An 11,107-nucleotide genomic window follows, 5' to 3' on the forward strand; every position below is an offset into this window, starting at 1 on the left:
ATAATGATGAAAAAAGTAGTATTTATTGCAATTTGTACTGTTAGTTTATTAGGTTTTTCTTCTTGTGGAAGTACTAGTCCATGCGGCTTAGCAAAAACTAATCAAAACAAACAAAAACAACATCAACAAGAGATTGTAGTGGCAGATGCAACTGAAGTAGCAATCGCTGAATAAGTTGATGTTTCTTTATTCAAATTCAATAAATCCGCTTTTTTAGGCGGATTTTTTTGTTACTTTTAAAAATATGAAAAAGTTGATAAAATTTGCGCTTACTATTTTATCTTTTTTAATTATATTTATTTTAGTAGATCTATATGTTTTTAGAGGCTATTTCTCAGACTTATATTTGGGACCTTTTTATGAAAACAATTTAAAGACAGAAGAAATAATATCTAATGATTTAGAACTAAAAATCATTAAGCAAAAAAACATCTATGAAATCAATTTCAAGAATAAAACACTAAAACCTTACTTTATTTGGACATATAGGTGGAACGTGTACTTTCCTGTTAATGATTCTATTTTCTCCTTTCATTATAGGTTCAATGCTAATTTCCCTGAACATAAAGATGAGTTTGACTACAGTGTTAGTTGTAGTACAGGCTTAAATACTTTCACAATCAACCCCTTAGAATCTTTTCAAAATAAATTAAATTACAAACAAATTGTCAACCTTGTTTATTGGCCTTATTACCATCATCAAAAAATAAAAAATGACACAATAATGGATTTAATCCATGGAAAACCTCTTTTGTTTAATAATGATAAAGTAATGAAAATTTTTGAACGAAATGACATATCCAAGAGAGACAGTATCAATTTAAAATTTTACCTCCCTGTTTTCAATTACAATAACCAAAATTTAATCTATGTAAAATCAAATAATATAAAGATTGCTTACAAAGATATCGTTGAGAATTTAATTAAAAGCGAAAAATATATCAGAAATCTTAAAACCTTAAACTAATTCTTCTTTTTTAACATAGGCACAAACCTGAAACCACCTAGTTCATGCTTTTCAAATTCTTTTGGTGACTTTCTAATAAACAAAGTCATTACTTGTTCTTTATCTCCCACAGGAATCAACAACCTACCTCCTACTTTAATCTGCCCTAATAATGCTTTAGGCACATATGGTGCTCCAGCTGTTACAATAATTTTATCAAAAGGAGCTTCTTCTGGCAATCCTTTATAACCGTCTCCAAAAATAAACCGCTTAGGTTTATAGCCTAATTTCGGTAAAAACATTGAAGTTTTTTTAAACAACTCATGCTGTCTTTCTATGGAGTACACTATTGCGTCCAACTCTAACAATACTGCTGTTTGGTATCCAGATCCTGTTCCTATTTCTAATACTTTATCACCTGTTTTTACTTCCAATACTTGTGATTGAAACGCTACCGTATACGGTTGGGAGATTGTTTGTTCAGCAGCAATAGGAAAAGCTTTGTCTTGATACGCATGCGCTTCAAAACTACTATCCATAAACAAGTGTCTTGGAATTTTTCTGATGGCTTTCAATACTTTTTCATCATTAATTCCTTTTGCTTCTAAAATATTTGCTAACTGATTTCTAAGTCCTTGGTGTTTGGTTGTGTCCTTCATTCTTACATTACGCTACCAATAGGAATTACTAATTAAATGATTATAAAACCTATTATCTCTTATTTAAAATACCCATTATGGGGCTTACTAATTATAAAATTTCGGGAGGATAAAAGTAGTAATAAATCTGTATAAAAGTGTATCTTTGTTTGCGTTGATTTTTTGTAGAAATCGTTTCTTTTTCAACAAACCAATCAAATAACTAATAATCTTTCACTTATGTTAAAAGCTGGAGTTTTAGGCGCAGGTCACTTAGGAAAAATCCATTTGCGTTTGTTACAACAATCAGATAAATATGAATTAGTAGGGTTTTATGACCCTTTTACAGAAAATGCACAAAAAGTAGCTGATGAGTTTGGCTATAAATTATTCGATTCAGTAGAAGCATTAATTGATGCTGTTGAAGTAGTTGATATTGTTACTCCTACGCTTTCTCACTTTGATTGTGCTAAACAAGCCATTGAAAAAGGAAAACATATTTTTATTGAAAAGCCTATTACGAATACAGTATTAGAAGCTGAAGCTATAAGAACTTTAGCCAGCCAGCACCATGTTCGTGGGCAAGTTGGGCACGTAGAGCGTTTTAACCCTGCTTTCATGGCTGTAAAAGACTTAATTGACACGCCCATGTTTATTGAAACACATCGTTTGGCTGAATTTAATCCTAGAGGAACAGATGTACCTGTCGTTTTAGATTTGATGATTCATGATATTGATATTATTTTATCGGTAGTAAAATCAAAAGTAAAAAGTGTTCATGCTAGTGGTGTATCGGTAATTTCGGAAACTCCTGATATTGCTAATGCGCGTATTGAATTTGAAAATGGTTGTGTAGCAAACCTAACCGCAAGTAGAATTTCGATGAAAAACATGCGTAAGAGCCGTTTTTTCCAAAGAGACGCTTATATCTCTGTAAACTTTTTAGAAAAGCAATCAGAAGTTGTTAGAATGAAAGATGTACCAGAAAAACCTGATGAGTTTGCTATGATTTTACAAAATGCTGAAGGAGTTAAAAAGCAAATTTATTACGATAACCCTGAAGTGGTAGCTAACAATGCTATTTTAGATGAATTAGAGTCGTTTGCTGATGCTATTCACAATAATACTACGCCTATTGTTTCATTACGTCAAGGTACTGAGGCTTTACGTGTAGCACATCAGATTATAGACTGTTTTTAGAAAATGAATTCTCTTCGAGCATTTGGTTCTTTATTGTACTTTATAATATTCTTTGGAGGATTGTATTTTTTATGGAATTACGGAAACATAGCTTTCTTTTTTGGTAAAACCACAAAAGTAAATGCTCAAATTGATTCTATAAAAGTTGTTTATGGAACTGCTGGAAGGGGATATCATCAAAAAATTTATTATCAATATAAATTTGAAAATAAGATATACAGTTCAAACTTTAGAAATAAGGCTACAATGTGGGAGCCGATTCAAGAAAATGATAGTTTACAACTAAAACTTTCAAATAATAATCCGCAAAATAATAAAGTAATTGGAGTTTATTTCTCCTATTAAAACACACAACAACATGAAAAATATCGCCGTAATTGGAGCAGGAACCATGGGAAATGGAATTGCGCATACGTTTGCTCAATTTGGATACAATGTTCAACTTATCGACGTTTCGCAAGCTGCCTTAGATAGAGGTTTAGCAACCATTACTAAAAACTTAGACAGAATGGTAGCGAAAGAAAAAATTACTGAAGACGATAAAAATAATACCCTAAACAATATTACTACCTACACTTCTATTAAAGAAGGGGTGCAAAATACCAATTTAGTGGTTGAGGCTGCTACTGAAAATATTGACTTAAAACTTAAGATCTTTAAAGATTTAGATGAAGCTTGTGCTGAAGATACTATTTTAGCTACCAACACTTCATCAATCTCAATTACTCAAATTGCTGCAGCTACCAATAGACCAGAGAAAGTAATTGGTATGCACTTTATGAACCCTGTGCCAATTATGAAATTGGTTGAAATTATTAGAGGGTACAACACTTCTGATGAAGTAATGGACTTTACCGTTGATTTAACTAAGAAAATTAATAAAGTTCCTGTTGAAGTAAACGATTACCCTGGTTTTGTTGCCAACCGTATTTTAATGCCAATGATTAACGAAAGTATTGAAACGTTATACAACGGTGTTGCTGGTGTTGCTGAAATTGATACTGTAATGAAATTAGGAATGGCACATCCAATGGGACCACTACAATTAGCTGATTTTATTGGATTAGATGTTTGTTTATCTATCTTAAACGTTATGTATGACGGATTTAAAAACCCTAAGTATGCTCCATGTCCGTTATTAGTAAACATGGTTGCAGCAGGTAAATTAGGAGTGAAATCTGGTGAAGGTTTTTACGATTATTCAGAAAGTAGAAAAGCAGAGAAAGTTGCGAAGATGTTTTCTTAAAAACTAAGAAAAATATAAAATAAAAAAAGAAGCCTTTTGGGCTTCTTTTTGTTTTATAACTGCAATACTTCACCTTCATTAGGGATTACAATTTTATCTTGAATAGATTTTTCTTGCTCTTTTAAAAATAAGCGAAGCTCCTCTTTTGTTAATCCACAATGATTTATTGCGTCCATGTGAATTGCTATTAAAGTAGCCTTCTTATTCTCAACAGCTATCCTTAGTACTTCTTCTTTAGTTAACGTCATATGTTTACCTGGTTCTAAAACAGGGTTTGGCTTGCTAAAAGTACACTCCCCTGTATTTGCAACAATATAAGTAGGTTTTTCACTTTTCAAGGCATTCTTTAAAAGACCATCTAAAACGGCGTCTCCTGTAATAAATATTCTATTTTCTTTAAATGTCAAAGAAAATGAAGATGATTCACCAAAAGGCATTGCTCCCGTTGCTCCTTCATGATGATGTGCTTCGTAGCGTTTTATCGATATTCCAGACCAATTTACAACCTGCTCTATGCTTTTTAAATTTGTAAATCCTTTTGATTTTAATTTTTCTACATCAAAAGGCTGGCAAAGAATAAGTATGTTTTTAGGAAGTAATTTTTCCGCATCTTCATCAAAATGATCTGGATGATAATGTGTTATCAAAACCGCATCGGCTTGTTCTATAATTTTATTTTTAGGTATCGGTAAATCATTCATTGGAATCCGTTTATCATTAGAAAAAGGAATCGGATCTTGTGTTCCTTTATCAGACAAAACAGGGTCTATTAATATGCTTTTTGAATTTACTTCTAAAAGCACCGTAGCCTGCCGTATGTATTCCAGTTTTATTCTATTGTGTTTTCTAGTTTTATTAGTTGTTTGACACGCACTAATCACGGTTAAAATTACGAGTAGTAATTGATACCCTTTCTTCATTTTTATATGTTTTTTTCTTATGCAGCTACGAAACTAAAGCACTTTTAAACAAGAAACAATACGTTACATTTTTGTACCTTACGCACCTTTTGGTTAGTTTTTTTAGTACCAAAAAGATAGAATTGAAAAAAAATGAAAAATTTTTTACCTGATTATTGCCCTTTAACTTATGCGACAAAAGTTATAAGTGGAAAATGGAAGTTATTTATTATTTCTAGACTTGTTGAAAAACCACTCAGGTATGGGCAAATCAAGACTGCATGTGAAACAATTTCAGAAAAGATGTTAACTAGCCAATTAAAAGAGTTAGAAGCTGATGGAATTATTGTTAGAAAAACATATGCTGAAGTACCGCCAAGAGTTGAGTATTCTCTCACTCCATTTGGCAATGATTTAGTCAATGCTTTAGCTCCATTACATGCTTGGGGAATTGACTACATGGAGCATAAAAAAATTCCTTTTCCTGAACATAGCTAAAAAGATGATTACACCGCATCATCAAAGTAAACAAAGAACTAGTTTCCTAAATTATACGTTTAGCTAAAAGCCTTTTTTGGGCTTAACACGAAGTATCCGCAATGATTTTCCATTCGCCTTGTATCTTCTTGAAGATGATCATAAAAACGCCGTTAGCGTCTCCTACTGTTCTTTTTAAATGATATTCACCCATTACAGAATAGGCGCCTTCAGTAATTTTAGAAATATCATTAATCTTAAACGTTAATGTTCCTGAGTGTTCTTTTGTTGGATACCCTTTTTTATAGTTATCTAAGGTTTTTTGCCAACCGAAAGTAATTCCATTTCGTCCGTAAAACTTTAATGAATCACTTTTCCAATACCCTTGCATAAAACCTTCTAAATCGTGATTAGACCAAGCTTCTTCTTGTGCCTTCATCACCGATAAAATCTCTTGTTTTTCTGTTTCTTCTGAAACGGTTTTGGCCACTTCTTGCTTACATGAAACAAATAGTATCACTAAAAAAACAATACTTAAAAACTTTTTCATTTTAAAATAGAGCATTTATAATTTCTTTTACGGTCACTCCTTCAGCCTCTGCTTTGTAATTTTTTACTATTCTGTGTGATAAAATAGGAATGGCTACCGCCTGCACATCTTCAATATCTGGAGAATATTTTCCATGTACAGCTGCATGTGCTTTGGCTGCTAAAATTAAGTTTTGTGAAGCTCTTGGTCCTGCACCCCAATCAATATATTTTTTAATTAATTCAGTAGCTTTGTCTGAATTAGGACGTGTTTTTCCAACCAAACCAACGGCGTACTCAACAACATTATCTGCTACAGGTATTTTACGTATTAACTTTTGAACTTCAATAATTTCTTCTGAAGAAAAAATAGCATTGACAGTTTGTTCAGTTATTGACGTCGTGTTTTTTACCACTTGTACCTCTTCTTCAAAACTTGGGTATTCCAAGTTAATTGAAAACATAAAACGGTCTAGTTGGGCTTCTGGTAACGGATACGTTCCTTCTTGTTCAATTGGGTTTTGAGTTGCTAATACAAAAAATGGCAGCTCTAATTTATAGTGATGTCCTGCAATAGTTACCGATTTTTCTTGCATTGCTTCTAGTAAAGCTGCTTGTGTTTTTGGCGGTGTACGGTTTATTTCATCTGCTAAAATGATGTTTGAGAAAATTGGTCCTTTTATAAATTTAAAATGACGTGTTTCATCTAGTATTTCACTTCCTAAAATATCAGAAGGCATTAAATCTGGAGTAAACTGAATTCTATTAAAATGCAACCCTAATGCGCTAGAAATTGTGTTTACTAATAAGGTTTTTGCCAATCCTGGTACTCCAATTAACAACGAATGTCCTCCACAAAAAATCGAAAGTAACGTATAGTTTACCGCTTCTTGCTGACCTATGATAACCTTTCCTATTTCTTGTTGTAGTTGACTGTATTTTTCTACTAATGTGTTTACTGCTGTTACGTCAGACATAAATCAAAGTTTTTCTTTGTTCAATAATTTTAATTACAAACTTTTATAAAATGAAATTCCCGCTTTCGCGGGAATGACAATATACTAAATTTATTACTTTTTATTTGTTTTCTTTTTTCCAATCTTTCTTAAACGTACACTTCTTATAATCGTTGCTTAACTTTAAGTACGTTTCTTGGATTTTTTCTTTTGTCCATTTTGTAATTTCTTCCTCTTTTTTCTTGGCCAAAGCAAATTGTTGCATTCTTACATAGTCTTCAACCAAATCTGCTTTGTGAGTATCTGTTTTCTCTTTTAATAAGATTACTTTATACATTTTTTCTCCCTCACGGGTTTCATCATAGTAAATATCAGATAAATCTCCTTTTTTTAATTCACTAATTCTTGCGAATAAGTCTGGCGGCATTCTTGTTAACTCAAAAGTAGGTTCTTGAGTATACGGATTCATTATGATACCCGCACTATTTTTTGTTTCTTCATCTTCAGAATACTTTTTTACCGCATCTTCAAAAGTTATCTTTCCTTCTTTTATATCAGCTACTATCTTTTCTATTTGTTCTTTGGTTTCTTTTAATTTTTCATCAGAAACTTCAGGTTGCATTAAAATATGAGATACTTCACGTTGATTTCCTTTAATTTTATGCAATTGAAGTATATGGTATCCAAAAGCTGATTTAATAGGCTCAGAAATTTGATTTACGTCTAACGAAAAGGCTGTTTCTTTAAATTCTTTAATAAATGGACTATCTTTAGTTATTACGTATTTTCCTTCGTTTTGTGCTACTCCGGGGTCTTCTGAGTTAATGATTGCTTTTAACTTAAAACTAGCTCCGTTTTCAACTTCTTTTTTAATTTCTTTTAGCTTGTTAATTATACGTTCTTTCTCTTCTTCTGTTGGTTCAGCCTTAACTACTAATTGTTGTAATTGAACTTCAGCAGGTATTTCAGGAAGCTCATCTTTATCTTGTAATCCTTTAAAATAGATGCGTATTTCTTCAGGAGTTACATCGATATTTTCTGTAATTTTTTTCTGTTCTTTTTCTATTAACAAGTTCTCTCTTTGAACTCTTCCTAACTCTTTCTTTAAATCTTCAATATCATTAAATCCGTAAGCTGCAACCACTTTATCCTCACTTCCATACTCTTGAGTAAAAAAAGCTATACTTCTATCTACCCTACTGTCTATTTCTGATTGAGATACGGTTGCACTGTCGATAATTGCATGGTGAGCTAATAGTTTTTGCTGCATTAATTCTTCTAACATTTCACAGTCAGAAATCTTTACTTTCCCTTCACTTCTAAGTTCTACTTCTTGCTTAAACTTATCTATATCAGAATCTAAAACAATGTTTTTACCCACCACAACAGCAACACCGTCTACTTTTGTTTTTTGCGCATTTAATGTTGTTAAACCAGTTAAAAACAACATAAATACTATACTAATATTCTTTAAAGTTTTTGTTTTCAATTGCATCATTTATCAGCTTTTTTTCAATATCTCGTATTAATTCTAATTTTCTTTTATGTAAAATAATTTGTTTAATTCTAGGGCTTACATAGCTTAATGGAGCCGTAGCATTTTGTGGCAACATATTTTTTACAGCGACCAAATATACTCCTAAACTATCTTCTTTTTGTATGAATTTTGATATTTTTAACAAGTTTTCTTTCGTTTCATTACGAAAAGGTGGAATTTTTTTCTTTAAATAATCAAAAGTTACCCAAGTTGAATCTTGTAAGCGGTATGATTTAAAATTTAACAAATGTCGTTCTAAATCTTCCTTGTCTTCATCTTTCTCTGATTTGAACTGCTTTATTGTTTCTTTTTTATCTAAATAATTTTTACCAAAATGTACATATTCAAATTGTACAAGCTCCTCACTTACCCTAAAATTTTCTTTGTTTTCTTCGTAATACAATGCTATCTCTTCCTCTGTAACAACCGTATCTAGTTGTTGTTTTATCAAACGCTCTTTATAGCCATTGATATACAAGCTTTTTTTATAGTCGTTAACTAAGCTTTGTATTTCTTCACTGTTTACTTCAGAAATATTTTCTTCAGCTTTTATATATAATAATTCTTGCTTTGCCCACGAATTGATCAAGCCTTTTACTATTACTAAACTATCTTTAGGTGAAAGATTTTTGGGTAATAAGCCTGCAATATCTTTCTTATACAAATGCTTATTATAAACAGTAGCTATTGGTCTTTCATTCGTAACCTTTTTAGTTTTTAAACTTACCAGATCACATGAAACTATTATTAATAATGTAATTAAAAAAATATATGTTCTCACTCTACTATTGGTTATACGTATTCTTTAATTTTCTTAATGCTCTTTTTCTTACTCTAACCGTATTGTTTTTTCGTAGCTCTTTAATCCATTCTTTCTCTAAGGCATCTTGATAATCACTAATTACTTGTCCCCTTATAGCATCAAGTTCTTTGCCATACTTTACTTTATTTGCACTAAAAAAAGATTTTAACCCTAAAGTGTCTTTAGAAGCTTTATTCCATATTTTTTGCTGCATTAAATCAAATAAAAGCAAGCCTTCTTTATACTCTAACAAGGTATTTCTATACTCTGGGTTGGTATGAACTAAATTTTTCTTAAAACAACTTAGCAATGCGTTCTTTTTAAAGTCTTTAAAATTTTCTTTTACTGTTTTGTTTGTAAATTTTATAAATTCTAAAAAATCTCTCTGTGTAAATTCTTCCTTATTCACAGAGAGTATAGTAGCATGTAATTCACTTGCTTTCAGGGCTTCTTTTTTTGTTTTTAGAAAAATTACCATGGCTTCAGGATATTCTTTTACTTCGTATGTATCCATTAGCTTATTTAGCAATGCTTTATCTGATATTTTTATTCTTTTAGATTGTTTTACCTTTCTTATTAATTCGTTTTTCATTTCAGAAAAAGAAGGTACTGGATAGCTTTTTATAAGCTTAACGATATGCCAACCAAATATAGTTTTAAAGGGAGTACTGTAACTTCCAGGTACTTTTAAACTCCTTACATGATTCTCAAACTCGTCTACCATTTTTCCAGTTCCAAATCGTGGTAACCTACCTCCTATTTTGGCTGTATTGGTGTCTTCTGAATGTTCCTTTGCTACTTCTTCAAATGGTTTTCCAGATTCAAGAAGTTTATATAACGAGTGAATATTTGCCTCACTCTTAGGTGAGTTTCTAACTAAAATATGTGCAGCCTCAAATTCTCCTTTAGAAGATCTTATATCCGTTACTTTTACAATATGCCAACCAAATTTTGTTTTAAAAGGTTCAGAAACCTCTCCTACTTTTGTTTTGTAAGCTACTGTTTCAAAAGGATATACCATTTGAAAGGCTTTAAAGTAACCTAAATTCCCTCCATTTCTTTTTACAGAAGGATCTTCTGAAACCTCTTTTGCTACTTTTTCAAAGTCTTCTCCTTGTAAAATACGATTTCTATATCCTACAATCTTATTTCTTAAAAATAAGGTGTCTACAGCCAATCCTTTGCCTGGAAACCTTACTAAGATATGACTTGCTTTAACTTCATTTTTAGTACGATCATACGCTTCTTTCACCAGTGCTTGTAACGTTTCTGTGTCGTGCAAATAAGGTACTAACAATTCTTTTTTATAGCTTTCTAATTCTCTTTGGTATGACGTTACAGTATCTAATTGTAAATTATAAGCCTCATTTATTTTTAGCTTGTAATTAATAAACAATTCTAAATAACTCTCAACACTAGTAGCTTCTGTGTCTTCTGCAATGGTTAAATTCTTTTCGTACATCTGCTTAAACTCAGAAACCATTACAGGAGTATCATTAATGCGGAACAATTCCGAATCTTTTTGACTAAAAGATGCTAGGGTGCCGTAAAATATAGCTATTGAGAAAAGTAGTTTTTTCATGCTATAAATTTACAAAGAAATAATTCCTTTTATAGCTTCCGCTTTTTTATAGTATGAAATAACCTCTTCTGAACTTTTAACCGTTATATGTATTGATACACTCACATACTTTCCTGTTTTAGATTTTTTAGTATCAATAACCGCTCCTCCTTGGTCAAATAAATCTTGTACCTCTTGTACTTGATTGCTATCTGTAGGAACTATAAACTTGTATAAATATTTAGCGGGAAACGTTGTCGTATCTTCTAATTGTGATTTTAACTTTGCGTAAAAAGCTTCTCTATCTTGCATAACTC

14 protein-coding genes are annotated in these 11,107 nt (G+C 31.4%); 6 read left to right on the top strand and 8 right to left on the bottom strand.

Annotated elements, in window-relative coordinates:
- Positions 1-3: 3 nt before the first annotated feature.
- Together ACN0WY_RS13350 and ACN0WY_RS13355 are read left to right on the top strand one after the other, a co-directional pair.
- Positions 4-174, top strand: a complete 171-nt coding sequence (locus ACN0WY_RS13350) for a hypothetical protein (RefSeq protein WP_330488056.1) — start codon at positions 4-6, stop codon at positions 172-174.
- Positions 175-244: 70 nt separating this feature from the next.
- On the top strand, positions 245-967 hold the full coding sequence (locus ACN0WY_RS13355) for a hypothetical protein (RefSeq protein WP_330488057.1): 723 nt from the start codon (positions 245-247) through the stop codon (positions 965-967).
- On the opposite strand, the gene ACN0WY_RS13360 is transcribed toward ACN0WY_RS13355, so the two are convergent.
- Positions 964-1,605 (bottom strand): protein-L-isoaspartate(D-aspartate) O-methyltransferase, encoded by a 642-nt coding sequence (locus ACN0WY_RS13360; protein WP_330488058.1) that lies wholly within the window; start codon positions 1,603-1,605, stop codon positions 964-966. The two genes, ACN0WY_RS13355 and ACN0WY_RS13360, sit on opposite strands and share 4 nt — an antisense overlap.
- Before the next feature lie 219 nt (positions 1,606-1,824).
- Between ACN0WY_RS13360 and ACN0WY_RS13365 the strand changes: the two genes are divergently transcribed.
- From ACN0WY_RS13365 to ACN0WY_RS13375, 3 genes are read left to right on the top strand one after another with little or no spacing between them, the layout of a single operon-like run.
- Positions 1,825-2,784, top strand: coding sequence for a Gfo/Idh/MocA family oxidoreductase (locus ACN0WY_RS13365; RefSeq protein WP_330488059.1), 960 nt, complete (start codon positions 1,825-1,827; stop codon positions 2,782-2,784).
- A gap of 3 nt (positions 2,785-2,787) precedes the next feature.
- Positions 2,788-3,129, top strand: a complete 342-nt coding sequence (locus ACN0WY_RS13370; protein WP_028892570.1) for a hypothetical protein — start codon at positions 2,788-2,790, stop codon at positions 3,127-3,129.
- A gap of 13 nt (positions 3,130-3,142) precedes the next feature.
- Positions 3,143-4,030, top strand: a complete 888-nt coding sequence (locus tag ACN0WY_RS13375; RefSeq protein ID WP_417800679.1) for a 3-hydroxybutyryl-CoA dehydrogenase — start codon at positions 3,143-3,145, stop codon at positions 4,028-4,030.
- Positions 4,031-4,083: 53 nt separating this feature from the next.
- Here the strand turns inward: ACN0WY_RS13375 and ACN0WY_RS13380 are convergent, their stop codons facing one another.
- Entirely contained in the window at positions 4,084-4,950 is an 867-nt protein-coding gene (locus ACN0WY_RS13380) for an MBL fold metallo-hydrolase (RefSeq protein ID WP_417800680.1), read from the bottom strand.
- Between the two features lie 132 nt (positions 4,951-5,082).
- Here ACN0WY_RS13380 and ACN0WY_RS13385 point away from each other — a divergent pair, with 132 nt between their 5' ends.
- Positions 5,083-5,427: a winged helix-turn-helix transcriptional regulator gene (locus ACN0WY_RS13385; RefSeq protein WP_417800681.1), complete on the top strand. Its 345-nt coding sequence runs from the start codon at positions 5,083-5,085 to the stop codon at positions 5,425-5,427.
- Positions 5,428-5,509: 82 nt separating this feature from the next.
- Here the strand turns inward: ACN0WY_RS13385 and ACN0WY_RS13390 are convergent, their stop codons facing one another.
- The 6 genes from ACN0WY_RS13390 to ACN0WY_RS13415 form a co-directional block, all read right to left on the bottom strand.
- Positions 5,510-5,956, bottom strand: coding sequence for a YybH family protein (locus ACN0WY_RS13390; protein WP_417800682.1), 447 nt, complete (start codon positions 5,954-5,956; stop codon positions 5,510-5,512).
- Between the two features lies 1 nt (position 5,957).
- A complete protein-coding gene (locus tag ACN0WY_RS13395) occupies positions 5,958-6,911 on the bottom strand; it encodes an AAA family ATPase (RefSeq protein ID WP_417800683.1) in 954 nt (317 codons plus the stop codon).
- Between the two features lie 100 nt (positions 6,912-7,011).
- Positions 7,012-8,388 carry a peptidylprolyl isomerase gene (locus ACN0WY_RS13400; RefSeq protein WP_330488065.1) on the bottom strand — a complete coding sequence of 459 codons (1,377 nt, stop codon included), beginning with the start codon at positions 8,386-8,388 and terminating at the stop codon, positions 7,012-7,014.
- On the bottom strand, positions 8,351-9,208 hold the full coding sequence (locus tag ACN0WY_RS13405) for a hypothetical protein (RefSeq protein WP_330488066.1): 858 nt from the start codon (positions 9,206-9,208) through the stop codon (positions 8,351-8,353). Before ACN0WY_RS13405 ends, ACN0WY_RS13400 begins: the two co-directional genes overlap by 38 nt.
- A gap of 4 nt (positions 9,209-9,212) precedes the next feature.
- Positions 9,213-10,811: a peptidylprolyl isomerase gene (locus tag ACN0WY_RS13410; RefSeq protein WP_417800684.1), complete on the bottom strand. Its 1,599-nt coding sequence runs from the start codon at positions 10,809-10,811 to the stop codon at positions 9,213-9,215.
- A gap of 9 nt (positions 10,812-10,820) precedes the next feature.
- Complete coding sequence (locus tag ACN0WY_RS13415; protein ID WP_330488068.1) at positions 10,821-11,102, bottom strand: DUF493 family protein; 282 nt, start codon at positions 11,100-11,102, stop codon at positions 10,821-10,823.
- Positions 11,103-11,107 lie beyond the last annotated feature (5 nt).

The organism is Tenacibaculum sp. (assembly GCF_048269885.1).
GTDB lineage: Bacteria > Bacteroidota > Bacteroidia > Flavobacteriales > Flavobacteriaceae > Polaribacter.